This window comes from Kangiella taiwanensis, from assembly GCF_020005165.1.
GTDB classification, from domain to species: domain Bacteria; phylum Pseudomonadota; class Gammaproteobacteria; order Enterobacterales; family Kangiellaceae; genus Kangiella; species Kangiella taiwanensis.
Genome location: NZ_JAHCLT010000003.1, coordinates 336,263 through 355,377, shown reverse-complemented (window position 1 = coordinate 355,377; position 19,115 = coordinate 336,263). Strand labels below are relative to the sequence as shown.

General features: G+C 44.1%; 19 protein-coding genes. 16 read left to right on the top strand and 3 right to left on the bottom strand.

What is annotated here, in order from left to right:
* Positions 1–41 precede the first annotated feature (41 nt).
* From phhA to KFK88_RS10790, 6 genes are all read left to right on the top strand, one after another.
* On the top strand, positions 42–845 hold the full coding sequence (gene phhA, locus KFK88_RS10815; protein WP_223579540.1) for a phenylalanine 4-monooxygenase: 804 nt from the start codon (positions 42–44) through the stop codon (positions 843–845).
* A 329-nt stretch (positions 846–1,174) separates the two neighbouring features.
* Positions 1,175–2,233 (top strand): 4-hydroxyphenylpyruvate dioxygenase, encoded by a 1,059-nt coding sequence (gene hppD, locus KFK88_RS10810; protein WP_223579537.1) that lies wholly within the window; start codon positions 1,175–1,177, stop codon positions 2,231–2,233.
* Position 2,234: 1 nt separating this feature from the next.
* Positions 2,235–3,365, top strand: a complete 1,131-nt coding sequence (locus KFK88_RS10805; RefSeq protein WP_223579535.1) for a homogentisate 1,2-dioxygenase — start codon at positions 2,235–2,237, stop codon at positions 3,363–3,365.
* A gap of 237 nt (positions 3,366–3,602) precedes the next feature.
* The gene (locus tag KFK88_RS10800) at positions 3,603–4,586 is read left to right on the top strand and encodes a fumarylacetoacetate hydrolase family protein (RefSeq protein ID WP_223579533.1); all 984 of its coding nucleotides are present in this window, start codon (positions 3,603–3,605) and stop codon (positions 4,584–4,586) included.
* Positions 4,587–4,613: 27 nt separating this feature from the next.
* Positions 4,614–5,267 (top strand): maleylacetoacetate isomerase, encoded by a 654-nt coding sequence (maiA, locus tag KFK88_RS10795; RefSeq protein WP_223579531.1) that lies wholly within the window; start codon positions 4,614–4,616, stop codon positions 5,265–5,267.
* A 34-nt stretch (positions 5,268–5,301) separates the two neighbouring features.
* Entirely contained in the window at positions 5,302–6,561 is a 1,260-nt protein-coding gene (locus tag KFK88_RS10790) for a DUF3466 family protein (RefSeq protein ID WP_223579529.1), read from the top strand.
* Between the two features lie 64 nt (positions 6,562–6,625).
* Here KFK88_RS10790 and KFK88_RS10785 read toward each other — a convergent pair whose 3' ends face one another.
* Complete coding sequence (locus KFK88_RS10785; protein WP_223579527.1) at positions 6,626–8,281, bottom strand: electron transfer flavoprotein-ubiquinone oxidoreductase; 1,656 nt, start codon at positions 8,279–8,281, stop codon at positions 6,626–6,628.
* Between the two features lie 167 nt (positions 8,282–8,448).
* Here KFK88_RS10785 and KFK88_RS10780 point away from each other — a divergent pair, with 167 nt between their 5' ends.
* Positions 8,449–9,198 (top strand): electron transfer flavoprotein subunit beta/FixA family protein, encoded by a 750-nt coding sequence (locus tag KFK88_RS10780; RefSeq protein WP_223579525.1) that lies wholly within the window; start codon positions 8,449–8,451, stop codon positions 9,196–9,198.
* Positions 9,199–10,128, top strand: coding sequence for an electron transfer flavoprotein subunit alpha/FixB family protein (locus KFK88_RS10775; protein ID WP_223579523.1), 930 nt, complete (start codon positions 9,199–9,201; stop codon positions 10,126–10,128).
* A gap of 65 nt (positions 10,129–10,193) precedes the next feature.
* Here KFK88_RS10775 and KFK88_RS10770 read toward each other — a convergent pair whose 3' ends face one another.
* Complete coding sequence (locus tag KFK88_RS10770; protein WP_223579521.1) at positions 10,194–11,003, bottom strand: DUF1338 domain-containing protein; 810 nt, start codon at positions 11,001–11,003, stop codon at positions 10,194–10,196.
* 126 nt (positions 11,004–11,129) lie between these two features.
* Positions 11,130–11,906, bottom strand: a complete 777-nt coding sequence (locus KFK88_RS10765) for an inositol monophosphatase family protein (RefSeq protein ID WP_223579518.1) — start codon at positions 11,904–11,906, stop codon at positions 11,130–11,132.
* Positions 11,907–12,150: 244 nt separating this feature from the next.
* Between KFK88_RS10765 and KFK88_RS10760 the strand changes: the two genes are divergently transcribed.
* From KFK88_RS10760 to hscA, 8 genes are all read left to right on the top strand, one after another.
* Positions 12,151–12,969, top strand: a complete 819-nt coding sequence (locus KFK88_RS10760; RefSeq protein WP_223579515.1) for an RNA methyltransferase — start codon at positions 12,151–12,153, stop codon at positions 12,967–12,969.
* Between the two features lies 1 nt (position 12,970).
* Complete coding sequence (gene cysE / locus KFK88_RS10755; RefSeq protein WP_223579512.1) at positions 12,971–13,789, top strand: serine O-acetyltransferase; 819 nt, start codon at positions 12,971–12,973, stop codon at positions 13,787–13,789.
* A gap of 269 nt (positions 13,790–14,058) precedes the next feature.
* Positions 14,059–14,526 (top strand): Rrf2 family transcriptional regulator, encoded by a 468-nt coding sequence (locus KFK88_RS10750; RefSeq protein WP_223579510.1) that lies wholly within the window; start codon positions 14,059–14,061, stop codon positions 14,524–14,526.
* Positions 14,527–14,561: 35 nt separating this feature from the next.
* A complete protein-coding gene (locus KFK88_RS10745) occupies positions 14,562–15,776 on the top strand; it encodes an IscS subfamily cysteine desulfurase (protein ID WP_223579509.1) in 1,215 nt (404 codons plus the stop codon).
* A gap of 20 nt (positions 15,777–15,796) precedes the next feature.
* Positions 15,797–16,180: a Fe-S cluster assembly scaffold IscU gene (gene iscU, locus KFK88_RS10740; RefSeq protein WP_223579507.1), complete on the top strand. Its 384-nt coding sequence runs from the start codon at positions 15,797–15,799 to the stop codon at positions 16,178–16,180.
* Positions 16,181–16,218: 38 nt separating this feature from the next.
* Positions 16,219–16,542, top strand: coding sequence for an iron-sulfur cluster assembly protein IscA (gene iscA / locus KFK88_RS10735; protein WP_223579505.1), 324 nt, complete (start codon positions 16,219–16,221; stop codon positions 16,540–16,542).
* Positions 16,543–16,714: 172 nt separating this feature from the next.
* On the top strand, positions 16,715–17,248 hold the full coding sequence (hscB, locus tag KFK88_RS10730; RefSeq protein ID WP_223579504.1) for a Fe-S protein assembly co-chaperone HscB: 534 nt from the start codon (positions 16,715–16,717) through the stop codon (positions 17,246–17,248).
* Positions 17,249–17,257: 9 nt separating this feature from the next.
* Positions 17,258–19,114: a Fe-S protein assembly chaperone HscA gene (hscA, locus tag KFK88_RS10725; protein WP_223579502.1), complete on the top strand. Its 1,857-nt coding sequence runs from the start codon at positions 17,258–17,260 to the stop codon at positions 19,112–19,114.
* The last annotated feature ends 1 nt before the right edge of the window (position 19,115 follow it).

The following is a 19,115-nucleotide window of genomic DNA, read 5'->3' as shown; positions in this document are numbered from 1 at the left end:
TTAATCTCAATAGATTAGTTACAACAGATTTAGGTAGGTATATGGCTAAAGGTACAAAATATAAAGCACGTCCGATGGACGAAGATGGTTTTATTCACTACACCGACGAAGAGCATCAGATTTGGAGCGAGTTAATGGCTCGTCAAGAGAAGCTTATCGAAGGTCGTGCCTGCCCTGAGTATTTCGAAGGTCTTGAGAAAATCAATCTTCCTCACGATCGTATTCCACAGCTTGAAGAAGTTTCTAGTGTTTTGCTTAAAGAAACAGGCTGGGAAGTGGCGTGGGTTCCTGCGCTGATTAACTTCGACAAGTTCTTTGCCTTGCTTGCGGATAAGAAATTTCCATGTGCGACTTTTATCCGTACTCGTGAAGAGATGGACTATTTGCAAGAGCCGGATGTATTCCATGAAATCTACGGTCACACGGCGATGCTCACCAATCCGTATTTTGCTGAGTTTACAGCGGCTTACGGTAAACTAGGCTACGAAGCGAGCAAAGAAGATCGCGTCTACTTAGCACGCTTATATTGGTTCACCGTTGAATTTGGCTTAATCAATACTGCGGAAGGTCAACGAATTTATGGTGGTGGGATTTTGTCATCTATTGGTGAAACACCGCATAGCTTGGAAGATCCTGAAGTCGTTCGTGCGCCATTTGATCCGATTGAGATGTTACGTACGCCGTACCGCATTGATATCATGCAACCGAAATACTTCGTGATTGACGACTTTAAGCAATTGTTTGACTTAGCGAACGGTGACGTGATGGGAATGGTAAAAGAGGCGAAGCGCCTTGGTTTACGTGAACCGTTATATCCACCAAAGGAAGAACAGAAAGCAAGTTAAGGTTTCGAACTCCATTTCTGCAGCCCGCGAGATTGTGAAATGTCGTGGGCTGTTGCATAATAGAGGGATAGTTAAAGCCTTGAAATTGCTTTAAATTTTGAATTTATGTTATTGAATTTGAATAAACAACTCATCCCAACGTTCATCGTTGCGGCTCAAATACGCGCTCAATGGAGCAAAGCGTAGGAATACCTATTTCAATTAATTTGGTCTTTTGGTCTTTAAAGCTGCGTCTATGGTTCGTTTGTTTTAATGAATAGAGTCCTAAAAGAACTGATTAGCAGGGCCAAAAGGAACGTAATTCCACCTCACAATGAGGAGTTTATAAAATGACTGATACTACTTTTAATCCACTTGGAACAGACGGTTTTGAGTTTGTTGAATATTCGGCACCAGACGCAGAAGGCGTAAAAAAACTAAAAGATTTGTTTGAGCTGCTGGGCTTTACTGAAGTCGCTAAACACAAGTCAAAAGAAGTCTTCTTATACCGTCAAGGTGACATTAACTTTATCGTTAATGGTGAAACTGAAGGTTATTTCCAAGAATTCAGCAAGCTACACGGCCCATGTGCCTGCGCTATGGCTTGGCGTGTTGAAGATGCTCAGAAAGCGTTTGAGTACGCGGTAGAGAAGGGTGCAGAGCCTTTCGATAAAGAAGAGCATAATGCTCACCCAGGCGTATACGGTATCGGTGGTTCGGTGCTGTATTTTGTCGATAAGTGGGGCAAAGAGAACAACATCTATCAAGATGACTTCAACTTCCATGAGGGTGTTGAAGAATTCCCTCGAGGCATGGGCTTGCAAACACTTGATCACTTAACTCACAACGTTAAGCGTGGTGGCATGGATGTTTGGGCGACGTTCTACGAGAACATTGCGAACTTCCGTGAAATTCGTTACTTCGACATTGAAGGTAAGCAAACTGGCTTATTCTCAAAAGCAATGACGGGTCCTTGTAACAAACTTCGTATCCCAATTAACGAATCTGCAGACGACAAGTCGCAAATCGAAGAGTACTTGAAAGAGTATAACGGTGAAGGCATTCAGCATATCGCACTATCGACAGAAGATATTTACGGTACGATCGAGAAACTTCGTGAAGGCGGTATGGAGTTCATGGATACGCCTGAAACTTACTACGACATGATTCCAAAGCGTATTCCAGAGCACCACGAAGACGTGGATAAGCTTCGTAAAAACCGTATCTTAATCGACGGTTCTTTGGATCACGAAGAAGGTATTTTGCTACAAATTTTCACCAACACAGTGATTGGCCCAATTTTCTTTGAGATCATTCAGCGTAAAGGTAACCAAGGCTTCGGCGAAGGTAACTTTAAGGCGTTGTTTGAGTCAATCGAACTTGACCAGCAAAAACGTGGAGTGATTTAAGATGCGTAAATGGATTGCTTTCCCTCATAAGGAAGGAACCATTTCGCGCCAAGCTCACGCAGATTTACCAGAAGAAGCACCATACGAGCGTGAAGCGGGCCGAAGCGGTTTCTTCGGTCCAACGGCTCACTTTCACCACAAGAACCCGCCAACCGCGTGGGAAAAGTGGGAAGGGCCGTTGCGTCCGCGTGCCTTTGACCTAAACAACTTAGACAAAAACTCGAACTCACCTTGGGGTGCTGAGAGTTTATTGTACAACGCACACTGCCGATTCCGTATTTGGAACTGTAACGAAGCAATGATGAACCTAGCTCGTAACGGTGACGGTGACGAGTTGTTGTTCATTCATAAAGGTCAGGGCGATTTATTCTGTGACTATGGTCATATGGAAATTCGTGAGGGTGATTATGTGGTTATCCCTCGCGGCACTATGTGGCGTATTGAGCCGCAAGATCCAATGACCATGCTACTGATTGAAGCCACCAACGATAGCTACCAATTGCCTGACAAAGGCTTAGTTGGGCCGCAGGCGATATTTGATCCTGCGATGTTGGACGTGCCAAGCATCAATGACAAGTTCAAAGCACAGCAAGACGATACGCCATGGGCGGTTGAGATTAAACGTCGTGGTCAGTTGTCACGCGTGCAGTACAACTATTCGCCGCTAGATGCTATTGGTTGGCACGGTGACTTGTCAGTGGTTCGCATTAACTGGCGTGATATTCGTCCATTGATGTCGCACCGTTATCACTTACCGCCATCAGCGCACACAACGTTCGTTGCCAGTCGCTTTGTGGTGTGTACTTTTGTGCCAAGACCGATTGAGTCGGATCCAGGTGCATTAAAAGTGCCGTTTTATCACAACAACGACGACTTCGATGAAGTCTTGTTCTATCACGCTGGTGACTTTTTCAGCCGTGATAACATCGATGCAGGCATGGTGACGTTCCATCCATCAGGCTTTACCCACGGCCCACATCCAAAAGCTTTCGAAGCAGGGCGTAAGCACGCTAAGAAAGAGACGGATGAAGTGGCAGTAATGCTGGATACGCGCGATGCGCTGGAAGTTGGTGATGCAATGGCAGGGGTTGAAAATCCGGACTATTGTAATAGTTGGAAAGCTTCCGAATAAAGCGTAAATAACGGCCTTTTTAAGCTCTGACTTTGTTATTTTTTATGCTCGTCCACTCACGTATTGAATATACTATCGTGAACTGCGCGTAAAAAATGCCGCGTCAGAGCTCAAAAATTCTCGTTATTAGTGCTTAGGTCAAATTATAAGTAATGGCCTAAGCGGTTGAATTTAGTGTTGTTGATGCCATATCAAAGGGTACTAGCAACAGAACACATACAGAATTAGGATGACAAAATGAAATTAGCGACGTTAAGAGATGGTTCTCGTGATGGTCAGTTAGTTGTCGTAAGTAAAGATCTGACAAAGGCAACTAAAGTTGACTATGTAAAAACATTGCAAGCTGCTTTGGATGAGTGGAATACTTTTAAGCCAAAGCTAGAAAAAACGTATCAAGAGCTTAATGACGGTCAAATCGCTGATGCGATGGACTTCGAGCAAGATTCTTGTGAATCGCCACTCCCACGTGCTTATCAGTGGGCTGATGGTAGCGCTTATGTAAACCACGTTGAGTTGGTGCGCAAAGCTCGTAACGCAGAGATGCCAGAAACGTTCTGGACCGATCCATTAATGTATCAGGGCGGTAGCGATACGTTCTTAGGGCCACGTGAGAATATCAAGATGGCTAGCGAAGAGTATGGCATCGATATGGAAGCCGAAGTAGCCGTGATTACAGGCGACGTTCCTATGGGCGCTACGCCTGAGCAAGCTGAAAAAGAAATTCGCTTGTTAATGACCGTTAATGACGTGTCTTTGCGTAACTTAATTCCAGGTGAGCTTGCTAAAGGTTTTGGCTTCTTCCAATCTAAGCCTTCATCAGCGTTTTCACCTGTCGCCGTTACTCCTGACGAGTTAGGTGATAAGTGGGACGGCAAGAAAGTGTTCCTTCCTTTGATCACACACTTGAATGATAAAGAGTTAGGTCACCCTGATTGTGGCGTAGACATGGTGTTTGACTTTCCAACACTAGTTGCACACGCGGCGAAAACTCGTGACTTAGCAGCGGGCTGTATCGTTGGTTCGGGTACGATTTCGAACAAAGACCGTTCTGTTGGCTCTTCGTGCTTAGCAGAAGTTCGTATGTTGGAGATTATCGAAGATGGCAAGCCATCAACACCATTCATGCAGTTCGGTGACCGTGTGACTATCGAAATGTTCGATGACAATGGTGATAGCATTTTCGGACAAATCAACCAAGTTGTTGAGAAATACGACGCTTAATTAGAAGCATAGTTAAGGAGAGGGTTTATGTTGAAGCTTTATAGTTACTGGCGATCGACCGCGGCTTACCGTGTACGTGCTGCCTTAAATATCAAGCGTTTGTCTTATTCCATCATACCCATACATCTTGTTAAGGATGGTGGTGAGCAACATAAACCTGAATATGCTGAAAAAAATCCTCAGGAGCTGGTTCCGTTATTGGATGATAATGGTAAGCTCCTGAGTCAGTCGATGGCCATTTGTGAGTATCTTGATGATGTTTACGATGGCCCTTCGCTGTTACCAAGTGAACCTTTCTTGAAGGCTAAAGTCAGAAGTGTATGCCAAATCATTGCATGTGACATTCATCCCCTAGATAACTTGCGTGTGTTGCAATACTTAAAAGGTGAACTGAATGTTAGTGATGAACAAAAAGATACCTGGTATGCGCATTGGATTATTAAAGGTTTCACGGCTATTGAACGTATGCTTAAAGACTACCAGTCGCAAGGGCCTTTTTGCTTTGGCGAAGAATTAACATTGGCTGACGTATTTTTAGTGTCACAAATATACAATGCAAGACGTTTTAATGTAGACTTGAGCGACTTTCCTCGCTTAGTAGAGATTGAGCAGCATTGTTTGACGCTAGACGCATTTAAAGACGCTAAGCCAGAAGCTCAACCAGACGCTGTAATTCAGTAACAACACACTGACTCAGTTTGTAAAGAGAGATTGAATGAAATTTAAAATGACAAAAACATTACTTGCGCTAAGTATTTCTGCAATGACTTCTGCATCATTAGCCGCCCCATATGAAGTTGTTGACTTGGGTGGTCTTGGTGGAACCATGAGCGTTGCTTTTGATGTCAATCAAGCAGGCCAGGTTGTAGGCTATGCCAGCGTACCAAGCGAAGAGAATGAAGGGCAATTTTTTGCGCATGCAGCACTTTTCGACGAAAGCGGTAATACCGACTTAGGTGTCTACCCTGAAGGAACCATTAGCCAAGCTGTCGGAATTAACGATGCGATGACTGCCGTGGGCTTCAGTAATAAAATCACTGAAAGCACCTCAGACGGAAGTAGTACTATTGTTAGTGATGTTTACGCTACTATCTTTGAAATGGGTAACTTAATTGAGTTGCCAAGCCAAGAAAATGTAGACAACACTCGAGCGTTTGGTATCAATAACAATAATCAGATATTTTTGGTTGGGCGAATTGATCTCAACCCGGACGATGAGCTTTCGGGTACAGACCGAGGCTTTATCTATGATAGGAATACAGACACTTACTCAATGGTGACTCCTTTCACAGACGATATTAGTAAGCGCTCTTATATCACTGGCATCAATGACAATGGCAGAATCACTGGTTTCACAGACTTCGACATTAGTGACTCTGAAACAACCATCAAGTCGTATATTGCATCAGTAGATGATATTGAAACATTAGAAGAAATCCCTTCCATAGATAACCGAGCTATTTTCGCTCAGGGTATTAATATGAACGACGAAGTCGTTGGAAGTATCTACATTTCAGGTACTCGTGATTTAAGGGAAGCCTTCTACATTAACATGTCGGCGGGCGACAGTGAGATTACAACGTTAGGATTTATTGACCCAAGATTTAATGACTCGCGAGCTCGTGACATTAACAATATGGGGCAGGTCGTGGGTAAAGCGTTAGTGTCTGTTCCTACTCTTGATGAGTACGCAGCATTTATTCACGAAGATGGTGAAATGAAGGATCTTAATACCTTGATCTCTTGCGATTCTGGCTGGAAATTAACCGAAGCTACAGCGATTAATGATTCAGGACAAATCGTAGGTTTCGGGTCATTTGAGGGCGAGGTACGAGCATTCCGTTTAGATCCAACTGGTGAGCCTGTTGAAGACTGTGGAACTGAGGAACCAGGTCCAAGTGATGGCGGTGGTAGCTTGCCTGTTGCGCTTGTTGCGATACTCGCAGCTCTCGGGTTGAGAAGACGTTTAAGTTAAACGCTCAGTGTTAAATAAAAAAGCCTCCAAGTGGAGGCTTTTTTGATCCTAAACTGAATAATATTTACATATTAGGATAGTTAGGGCCACCAGCACCTTCTGGGGTTACCCAAGTAATGTTCTGGCTTGGATCTTTAATGTCGCATGTTTTACAGTGAACACAGTTTTGAGCATTAATAACAAACTGTGGGTTATTACCGTCATCATCACGAACGACTTCGTAAACACCTGCAGGACAGTAACGTTGTGCGGGCTCGTCATACTTTTCTAGATTTACGTCAATAGGAATCGACTTATCTTGTAGTTTCAAGTGGACCGGCTGATCTTCTTCGTGGTTGGTATTGGATACAAACACTGAAGATAGTTTGTCAAAGGACAACTTTCCATCAGGCTTTGGATAGTTGATCTTTTTGCACTGATCTGCAGGCTTCATCTGAGCATAATCAGGTTTTGGGTCACTGAGTGTCCAAGGCAATTTACCATTGAAAATATTCAAATCAATGAACGCATAGGCGGAACCTATGAAATTGCCCCATTTATGTTGCGCTGGGCCGAAGTTGCGCTGCTGATGTAGCTCACGATAAGCCCAAGATACTTTGTAGTTGGCATCGTACTCAGTAAGCTCATCATTGGCACGATTACCACCAAAGGCAGCCATAATGGTTTCAGCAGCGACCATGCCAGATTTCATGGCTGTATGAGTACCTTTGATTTTAGCAAAGTTTAAGGTGCCAGCATTATCACCAATTAATAGACCGCCGGGGAAAGCCATCTTAGGTTGCGACTGAAGACCGCCTTTAGTTAAGGCCCTAGCGCCGTAAGAAATGCGTTCACCGCCCTCTAAGTACTGCTTAATCACTTTCTGGTGTTTGTAGCGTTGAAACTCGTGGAATGGACTGACGTGAGGATTCGAGTAGGAGAGGTCAGTAATTAAGCCCACGACGACTTGATTGTCTTCAATGTGGTATAAAAAACCGCCACCAGCAGAACCTGACTCACTTAACGGCCAACCGGCAGTATGAACCACTAAACCTTCTTGGTGTTGTTCTGCAGGAACTTTCCATAGCTCTTTAATACCAATGCCGTAGTGCTGCGGTTCTTTACCTTCATCAAGATTAAATTTACTGATCAACTCTTTACCTAGGTGACCACGGCAACCTTCTGCGAAGAGGGTGTATTTTGCGTGCAGCTCCATACCTGGCATATAACCGTCTTTCTTTTCGCCGTCTCTACCAATACCCATATCGCCTGTAGCAATACCTTTAACTGAGCCGTCGTCGTTATACAGAACTTCGGACGCCGCGAAACCAGGAAAGATTTCAACGCCTAACGCTTCAGCTTGCTCTGCCAACCAGCGGCATAAGTTACCAAGACTGATAATATAGTTGCCATCATTATGCATGGTTTTAGGTACAAAAAAGTTAGGCACTTTTAGAGCCTTTTCTTCATTGCGCATGAGGTAGATGGAGTCGCCTGTAACCTTAGTGTTGAGTGGCGCACCTTTTTCTTCCCAGTCAGGAATTAACTCATTCAGTGCTGTTGGCTCAATCACGGCACCTGATAAGATATGGGCACCAACCTCTGAGCCTTTCTCAACCACACACACCATCAATTCTTTATCGCTCTCGATGGCTAATTGGCGTAGTTTGATAGCAGCTGATAAGCCTGAAGGGCCAGCGCCAACTATCACAACATCAAACTCCATAAATTCGCGTTCCACCTAGATCTCCTCTTAAAATTGATTAAAAATCATTCAAAATATGGCTAAAATCACTATCAACTATTGACCTTAAGCCAGTAAAACGTCACCATTACGCCCTATTTTACAAAAGATAGGCGCTTAAATCGTCTATATTTGGCAGAGATTATACATACGATAGGGTTTTCATGAAAATTCTAGTTGCAATAAAACGAGTAATTGACGCGAACGTAAAGGTTCGTGTGAAGCCAGACAGTAGCGGTGTGGAAACTGCTAACGTAAAAATGTCTATGAATCCATTCTGTGAAATTGCTGTTGAAGAAGCGGTTCGCCTAAAAGAAAAAGGCATTGCTTCTGAAGTCGTCGCAGTTTCTATTGGTAATCAGCAATGCCAAGAGACTTTGCGTACAGCATTAGCACTCGGTGCTGATAAAGCTATCTTGGTTAAAACGGATGACGCTTTAGAGCCTCTAGCTGTAGCTAAAACATTAAAGAAAGTTGTTGAGCAAGAAGGTCCTGAAATGGTGCTTCTTGGTAAGCAATCGATTGATGGCGATAACAACCAAACGGGCCAAATGCTTGGCGCACTTTTAGGTTGGGGCCAAGGTACCTTTGCTTCAGAAGTTGAAGTTGAAGATGGTAAAACAAAAGTGACGCGTGAAATTGATGGCGGTTTACAAACTATTGAGTTGAAACTTCCTGCGGTTGTTACCACTGACCTTCGTCTAAACGAACCTCGTTTTGCATCGCTTCCAAATATCATGAAAGCAAAGCGTAAGCCGCTTGATGAAATTGCGTTGGCAGACCTAGGCGTTGATACTGCGAATCGTACAGAAACGATCAGCGTTGAAAACCCACCTGAGCGTAGCGAAGGCATTAAGGTTGAGTCGGTTGCAGAATTGGTTGAAAAGTTAAAGAACGAAGCGAAGGTGATCTAAATGACGACTTTAGTAATTGCAGAGCACGATAATAGCGAATTACAGGCTTCGACTTACAGTACCATTGCTGCTGCGAAAGAACTTAATGGTGATACCGTTGTTTTAGTCGCTGGTCATAACTGCCAGTCGGTAGCAGAGCAAGCTGCGAAAGCAGAAGGCGTGGATAAAGTGCTTCTAGCACAGGCTGAGTACTTAGAGCATTTACTTGCTGAAGACGTAGAAAAAGCAGTGATGGCTCAAGAAGGCGACTACTCGCATATCTTAGCGCCAGCGTCGACGTTTGGTAAAAACATGATGCCACGTATTTCGGCGTTATTAGACGTTCAGCAAATTTCAGATATTATCGCGATTGAGTCTGATGATACTTTTAAACGTCCTGTTTATGCCGGTAACGCTATTGCGACGGTCAAAAGTAACGATGCCAAAAAAGTAATTACTGTTCGTGCCACAGCATTTGATGCGCTGGCGACGGAAGGTGGTTCAGCTTCAATTGAAAACGTTGATGCAGGAACTCATACCGAGTTGAGCAACTATGTTGGTGAAGAGTTAACTGAATCAGAGCGTCCTGATTTAGGAACAGCGCGTGTTGTTGTTTCTGGTGGTCGTGGCATGGGTAACGGCGAAAACTTTGAGATGCTAGAAACTCTAGCGGACAAGCTAGGTGCAGCTGTTGGTGCATCGCGTGCAGCGGTAGATGCAGGATTTGTTCCGAACGATTACCAGGTTGGTCAAACGGGTAAAATCGTAGCTCCAGAGTTGTATATTGCTGTCGGTATCTCGGGTGCGATTCAGCACTTGGCAGGAATGAAAGACTCGAAAGTCATTGTTGCAATTAACAAAGACGAAGAAGCTCCAATCTTCCAAGTCGCTGATTACGGCCTTGTTGAAGATTTGTTTAAGGCCGTTCCAGAGTTAATTGAATCTCTGTAACTGTTTTAAATATTAGACATAAAAAAACCGCCGTTTGGCGGTTTTTTTATGCTTATAAACCTTGCCTAAGCGGCGTTAGTAGATTCGAAGATTTTGTCGGCGCTGGCCGCAACAAAACCTTGATATAGCTCGCCATTCTCCATCGGGAAGCGCTCGGCAAACTCGTAGAAACATGAGCGGATAGGGTGTTTGCCACCGTTAAACTCCCAGTCGACGATGTTAGCCATGGTTGAGCTTTGTTTTAAGCAAACGTTTTCGTTTCCTTTGATTTCGCCACCGCTCGTATTCAGTTCAAAACCTTTATCTTTTAGGAATTGATTGACAGCTTCGAGACTTTCCATACCACGCAGCTTGTTCACTGACACAGTAAAGTGGTTTGCTCGTAAACCAAATGCGGCTAGCCATGCAGCATACTCACTTTCTTCAAGCAAACGCTCATAAGCTTCACGAGTAATCTTACCCCATGGACGAGAAGGGAGGGTTAGGCCGTCTTTGCGAATGTTCCAGTTGGCTTCAGCAATTAAGCCACGGCAGAACATTTGAAGCTCTGCTGAGAACTCTTCAAGCAACAATTCACTGACAAAGATTTTTGGTGCATCTTCGTCTGACTCATGTTGGAAGTGTTTGGCGTAGAGTTTCTTTTCCTCGAAGTGGTACTCACCCGCAGCTTTATAGCCAAACTGCTCTAAGTGGCTACCAATATTCTCAAGGTTAATTGCACCTTCGTTAAAGGTACGAAGGGCGATATGATCATTGATGATGATGTCATCACCCAATGCTTTGAATTCTTCATGAATGGCGTCTGCATCAGGTGTAATTGCTAAATAATCGTTCCACAATGCTTCAAATAGAGCGTTGTGATTTTGGGTAGACATAATTCTAAAACCTACTTGTTTTGAATGTTACTTACTGTGAAATGGTCAGAGGACAGACCAATTGTACAATCTTTGGTCTGTCTATTTCAAATCTTAGGCTACTTATATGGTGATAAGTTGTCTGATTTAAAGGTCTTTTACATTCTTCATGAAATGCTTGAAGACCCCTGGCGTTGCGGCAAGGATACTTTTGGACTTTTCTTGGTAAGGGTTACCTTTTACATCACCAACAAAACCACCGGCTTCTTTAATAATCAAGATTCCAGCAGCGGTATCCCACTCGCTTAGGCCAAATTCCCAGAAGCCATCTAAACGACCAGCAGCAACATAAGCGAGGTCTAGCGATGCAGCTCCAGCGCGACGCATGTCGACACATAGAGGGAAAATAGTCTCAAAGTAGCGCAGGTAATCTTCGAGGTTTTGATGTCCACGGAAAGGGAAGCCTGTCGCCAATAAAGCGTTATCCAGCTTTTTCTTCTCGCTGACGCGAATACGAGTGTTGTTTAACTGAGCACCGCCACCATTACTGGCAGTAAACATCTCGTCTTTGATCGGATCATAAATAACAGCCGCTAGGGTTTTGCCTTTCTGCTTAACTGCAATTGATATCGCAAAATGAGGGATGCCTTGAAGGAAGTTTGTGGTACCGTCGATAGGGTCGATGACCCAAACCGTGTCGCTGTCGCCTTGGTGACCGCTTTCTTCAGCAAGAATAGCATGGTCAGGGTAGCTGTGTTTGATGGCATCAATAATGATTTCTTCGGCTTGCTTGTCGATATTGCTCACAAAGTCGTTAGGACCTTTGCTTTGTGCAATGATACGGTCACGATTGGCAAACGCTTTCGCCACAAAATTTCCAGCACGTTCTGCCGCACGCACGGCAATGTTTTTGTACGCATTCATATTGATAAACCACCAAAGTCAAAGAACAGTTCTTGTCAGAACAGAGTCCATATTGGACAAATAATGAGCGCAATAGCGCTAAACGGTGCGAATAATAGCAAAAGTTATTGATATTAAGAAGTCCTCAATAGCATTTTCTTGATTTTGGCCTACCATGGCGCTATTAACGGAAGAATTAATTGTGGGGTTATGGCTGAGCCTCTGATACTATACGTTCTTGTAAATTATCGACTTTTTCATGTGAATGGCAGAACTAATTCAACCGCAATCCAATAACGATCTTCTGGCGCAGATTAAGATCGTATTATGCCAAACCAGCCACCCCGGCAATATTGGCGCTGCAGCTCGGGCCATGAAAACCATGGGCCTCAAGCATTTAGTCCTAGTTACACCCAAAGATTTTCCATCTGATGAAGCGACAGCCCGTTCATCTGGCGCTACAGATATTTTAGAAACCGCAGAAGTGGTTGAGTCACTTGAAGAAGGAGTCAAAGATTGCCGTTTGGTGATTGGAACCAGCTCCCGTAATCGCGCTTTGCCTTGGCCGATGGTTGAGCCTCGTGAAATCAAAGCGATTCTACAAAAAGAAGCGACTGCGTTACCTATGGCGATAGTTTTTGGTCGTGAAAGTACCGGCCTGCTGAACGAAGAGCTGCAATTATGCCATTATCATGTCAATATCCCTGCAAACCCAGAATATATGTCGCTCAACCTAGCGGCAGCGGTTCAGGTTATATGTTATGAATGTCGGTTATTAGCTTTAGAGCTGGGTAATTCGTTACAGTCAGCGTCAATCGACGAAGAGGTTGGCAGCGAGCGCAAGGCGACGGTCAAGGAAACAGAGGGATTGTACAAGCATTTCGAAGCTGTGATGACGGAAACGGGCTTTTTCGATCCTGAAGAGCCTAAACTGCTTCCAGCAAGGTTGCACAGACTCTTTGCAAAAGCACAGCTAACTGAGGCTGAAGTAAATATCATGCGCGGCTTTTTGGCATCGATGAATAAACACATCAAATATCAGTCAAAGATTCAGCATAACAATCAACAGAGTGGCGAGGAGTAGAATGTTTTCTCGAATCAAAGAAGACATTAAAAGCGTGTATCACCGCGATCCTGCGGCGCGCAATAACTTTGAAGTGCTGACCAACTATCCAGGTTTGCATGCGATTTGGATGCACCGCGCTGCCCATAAGTTATGGAATGCGAACTGGAAGTGGTTAGCTCGAACTTTATCCACGTTAGCACGCTGGTTCACCGGCATTGAAATTCATCCAGCCGCTAAAATTGGTCGCCGATTTTTTATTGACCATGGCATGGGTGTGGTGATTGGTGAAACTGCGGAAATTGGGGACGACTGTACTTTGTACCATGGTGTTACCCTTGGCGGCACCAGCTGGAAAGAGGGTAAGAGACACCCGACATTAAAAAATGACGTCGTCATTGGAGCGGGAGCGAAAGTGCTTGGCCCTATCACTCTAGAGCGAGGCGCTCGAGTGGGTTCTAATGCTGTGGTGGTTAAGGATGTTCCGGAAGATACCACCATGATCGGTATTCCTGCCCGTCAGGTGTCGCGTCAGAAAGATACAGAGCAAACCGTATTCGAAGCCTACGGTATCAGTACCCAGCAGCAAGATCCTATCTCACAGGCTATTCGAAGCCTTCATGAACATTCGCGAGCTCTTGAAAAGCAAATGGAATTGATTGCTTGTGCATTGAAAAAGCAAGGCATTGATTGTGCTGAGCTCGACCTTCCGGATGTTGACTGTGATGAATTGACACGTTTTGATCTTAAAGATCCTGACGGGGTTTATGATGAAGACAGCACTAGTACAGCCTCAAGTAAGGGGGCTGATTCACCCACAAACCGTTCATCGGACAATTAGGCAAACTTTTCACCCAATATACTAGTTACAACATCTTTAAGTTATTGATTTTACATTAATGAGAATCAGTTGCATTTAGTTGAGCAAAATACTCGGTATTTATACTTATGCAACTGATGGTTATCATTAGCTTATCTTATCATTTTGTCGATATTTCTATATTTTTCAATGCTTTAATTAATGCTTTGTATTGCTTGCTCAGACCTGACTAAAGTTGACTAAAATAGTCGGGTATGAGATCATAAAGCTATCGAAGTAAAGGTACTGATATGAAGTTAAGCACCAAGGGTCGATATGCTGTAACAGCGATGCTGGATTTAGCATTGCACACAGGCAAGGGCCCGATAACACTGGCAGAAGTCTCTGGAAGACAACATATTTCGTTGTCCTATCTTGAGCAACTTTTTGCACGACTGCGGAAGGCCAATTTGGTCGATAGTGTTCGTGGGCCAGGTGGTGGTTACGAACTAAAGCGCCCCGCAACGCAAATTAGTATTGCAGAGGTTGTTTTAGCGGTAAACGAACCCATTACTGCTACGCGCTGTAATGGAAAAGGTGATTGCCAAGGTGGCGATGTCTGTTTATCGCATCAGTTATGGTCTGAATTAAGCGACCAGATTTATCAGTTTTTGAGTGGCATAACGTTAGATCACGTTATCCAACGAGATTTTGTTCAGCAGGTGGCTGAACGCCAAAATGTACGTTTTCGCGAAGAAGACGTCATTGCTTTTGGTTGATTTTGAATTGTGCTTGATATTTAGCGGAGAAGAGAATGAAGTTACCCATCTATCTTGATTATGCAGCAACCACGCCGGTAGACCCGCGTGTTGCCGAGAAGATGGTTCAATACATGAGTGTTGATGGCATCTACGGTAACCCTGCGTCACGTTCCCACAAATTTGGCTGGGAAGCGGAGGAGGCTGTTGATGAAGCGAGACAGCATGTGGCGGATCTAATCAACGCCGATCCACGCGAAATTGTGTGGACTTCTGGTGCAACTGAATCAGATAACTTGGCGATTAAGGGTGCAGCGCACTTTTACGGCAAAAAAGGTAAACACATCATTACTGTTAAAACTGAGCATAAAGCCGTGCTTGACACGACTCGTCAGTTAGAGCGCGAAGGTTACGAAGTGACTTACTTAGATGTTAAAGACGATGGCCTTGTTGACTTAGAAGAATTCAAGAATGCATTGCGTGATGACACCATTGTTGTCAGCATCATGCACGTCAATAACGAAACGGGTGTGGTTCAAGACATCGATGCGATTGGCGAGTTATGCCGTGAACGTAAAATCATTTTCCATGTCGATGCAGCGCAAAGCGCGGGCAAGTTACCTATCGACGTGCAAAACACGAAAGTTGACTTATTGTCTATCTCTGGCCACAAAATGTATGGCCCTAAAGGTGTTGGCGTATTATATGTTCGTCGTAAACCTCGTGTTCGCCTAGAAGCGCAAATGCACGGCGGTGGTCACGAGCGTGGTATGCGTTCAGGTACTTTACCAACGCACCAAATTGTTGGCATGGGCGAAGCAGCGCGTATCGCCAAAGAAGACATGGCTAAAGATAACGAGCGTATTATTGGTTTACGTGAGCGTTTATGGTCTGGCGTTAATGATATGGAAGAAGTGTATCTTAACGGTCATGAAGAACAGCGTGTCGCGGGAATTATCAACATCAGCTTCAACTTTGTTGAAGGTGAATCACTCATCATGGCACTGAAAGACCTAGCAGTGTCCTCAGGCTCAGCATGTACATCAGCGAGTCTTGAGCCTTCGTACGTATTACGTGCTTTAGGTCGTGATGACGAATTAGCGCACAGCTCAATTCGTTTCAGCATTGGTCGCTTCACGACAGAAGAAGAAGTCGACTACACGATCGAAAAAGTTCGTGAAGGTATTGGTCGTTTACGCGAACTATCACCTTTATGGGATATGTACAAAGAAGGTATCGACCTGTCTAAAGTTGAATGGCAGGCGCACTAATTTAAGCGGGAGAGATTATTATGGCATATAGTGAAAAAGTTATTGATCATTATGAGAACCCACGTAACGTTGGTTCGTTCGAAAAAGATGATACAACTGTAGGTACTGGCATGGTAGGCGCTCCAGCTTGTGGTGACGTCATGAAACTACAGATTAAAGTGAATGAGCAAGGCGTTATCGAAGACGCCAAGTTCAAAACCTATGGCTGTGGTTCAGCAATTGCATCGAGCTCGCTAGTAACAGAGTGGGTTAAAGGCAAAACAGTTGATGAAGCGCAAGCGATTAAGAATACTGATATCGCTGAAGAGCTAGCGTTACCGCCAGTGAAAATTCACTGTTCAGTTCTTGCAGAAGATGCAATTAAAGCTGCAGTAAAAGACTTTAAAGATAGAAGTCAAAAGTAACACTATCAAGTAATAGCGAAATAGGTACAGGTTAGTTTATGGCGATCACTTTATCAGACGCAGCAGCAGAGCGAGTAAAGTCATTTCTCGAAAACCGTGGCAAAGGTTTAGGCGTGCGACTAGGCGTCACTACCACAGGTTGTTCTGGGTTGGCTTACGTTCTAGAGTTTGTCGACGAGCTAAACGATGAAGACATTGTGTACGAAGATAAAGGCGTTAAAATCATTATCGATCCAAAAAGCAAGCTGTACCTTGAAGGCACTCACCTTGAGTTTGTGAAAGAAGGGTTGAACGAAGGTTTTGAATTCGTGAATCCTAACGTAAAAGGCGAGTGTGGGTGTGGTGAGTCATTCACCGTCTAAACGAGCTGCCTAAATTCTTTATGACTTTGTTAAATCTAAATTAAAGTTTAGTCATTTACTGGGTGTAAACTCCCTCACTTTAATTTAGATTTGCCTCGTCCTAAAAAATTTATTCTAACTCGTTACCGAGCAAACTGAATCGATAAATAACTTTTCCTAAAGAATTCCTACTATGGCAAATGCGCAGCGAAATTATTTTGAATTATTCGGCCTTGAGCCGAATTTTTTCGTCGATCAAAAAGATTTATCGAGCAAGCTAAAGCGTTTGTTGCAATCGGCTCACCCCGATCGTCATGCCCAAGGTGGTAGTCAGCAGCAAATGTTGGCAATGCAGAAAACCACTCGATTAAATGATGCATTCGCTGTGTTGAAGCACCCAGTAAAGCGCGCACAGTATTTGTTGCAGATCGAAAAAGATATCGATACCACTAAAGACCATACAGTCAACGATCCTGAATTTTTAATGCAGCAGTTAGAACTGCGTGAAGAGTTAGATAATTTAACTCAGCAAAAAGATGCATCAGCTTTGATGGATTTTGCTGATAAAATTGAAATGATGGCAGAAGAACAAGAAACTGCTTTAGGAGAGCTTTTTAAACAAGATGACTGGGATCTTGAAGCATTAAAAGTATCGATTTATAAGTTACAGTTTTTGCATAAAACGTTACACGACATTGAACTCGCAGAAGACAAAATTTTAGATTAAGTACATATTATGGCATTACTGCAAATTTCAGAACCAGGGCAAAGTACAGAGCCGCACAAACACAAGTTAGCGGCAGGAATTGACCTTGGAACCACCAACTCATTAATCGCGACTGTGAGAAGTGGAAAAGCCGAAACACTAGCTGATGCGGATGGCAAGCATACGGTACCTTCCGTGGTTCATTACGTCGATAGTGAAACGATTGAAGTTGGCCACAAAGCGAAACAACAGCAATCTATTGAGCCTGGTAATGTCATCAGCTCGATTAAACGTCTCATGGGGCGTGGCTTAGCTGATATGGACAAGATTAAAGAGTTCAGTGCGAATCAATTAGTCGAATCTGATACCGGTATGCCAGGCGTTGTCCTTGAGAATGGTATCGAGAAAAATCCTGTTGAAGTATCGAGTGATATCTTACGAGTCCTTGCAGATCGCGCTGAAGAAACGTTGGGCGGAGAACTTGGCGGCATAGTGATTACTGTACCTGCTTATTTTGATGAAGCTCAACGCCAGGCCACTAAAGATGCAGCACAGTTAGCCGGATTAAAAGTATTGCGCTTGCTTAACGAGCCAACAGCCGCTGCTGTCGCTTATGGGCTTGATACTGGCAGTGAAGGTATTCATGCTATCTATGATTTAGGTGGCGGTACTTTTGATATTTCTATATTACGCCTACAGAAAGGCGTGTTTGAAGTTTTAGCGACTGGTGGCGACAGTGCCCTTGGCGGTGATGATTTTGACCGCGCCATTGCGCAATACTTGGTTGAACAAGCGAATGTCGATAGTGGTGATCGTAGAGCTCATCAACTAGCAATGATCAAAGCTCGTGATATCAAAGAAGCGTTAACGGACACTGATACTGTCGAAGTGAATTTCCTAGAGTGGAACGGCCAGATGAGCCGTGACCAAGTAGAGGAAATTATTGCACCCATCGTTGATAAAACCTTGCTTTCATGCCGTCGTACATTGAAGGACGCTGGCGTTAAAGTTGATGAGGTCGATAAAGTCGTCATGGTCGGTGGTTCTACCCGTGTACCGCTAGTTCGCGAAAAAGTTGAGAAGCATTTTAAAGTACCACCACTAACCGATATAGATCCTGATAAAGTAGTCGCTATTGGTGCTGCCATTCAAGCAAACGTCCTAATCGGCAATAAGTCTGATGATGACATGTTGTTGTTGGACGTGATTCCATTATCGCTTGGTGTTGAAACCATGGGTGGACTTGCTGAAAAAATCATCCCAAGAAACACGCCAATTCCGATTGCCAAAGCGCAAGAGTTTACCACCTTTAAAGACGGTCAAACCGCAATGGCGATTCATGTGGTTCAAGGTGAGCGTGAGCTAGTCGAAGACTGTCGTTCGTTAGCCCGCTTTGAACTTCGTGGTATTCCGCCGATGGTTGCTGGCGCGGCCAGAATTAAAGTGACCTATCAGGTTGATGCTGATGGTTTACTCCAAGTGTTAGCAGAAGAAACGACTAGCGGTGTCAAAGCAGACATTACCGTAAAGCCTTCTTATGGCTTGAGTGACGATCAAATCACGAACATGCTGCAAAGTTCATTCAGCCACGCAGAAGGCGATATGGAAGCGCGTATGTTGCGTGAGCAGAAGGTTGAAGCGGCGCGCGTGATAGAAGCTGTCACAGCTGCGCTCAATGAAAATGGTAAAGAACTGCTCACCGAGCAAGAATATGCAGCAATTCAGTCGTCATTGGAGCAACTCAACCAAACCTCTCAGGGTGATAGTGTTGAAGCCATAGAAAAGGCGATTGAGATTGTAGAGAAGAATTCTAATGAGTTTGCTAGCCGACGTATGGATGCTAGCATTGCCAAGGCTCTTGTGGGCCATGAAGTAGACGAAATATAGG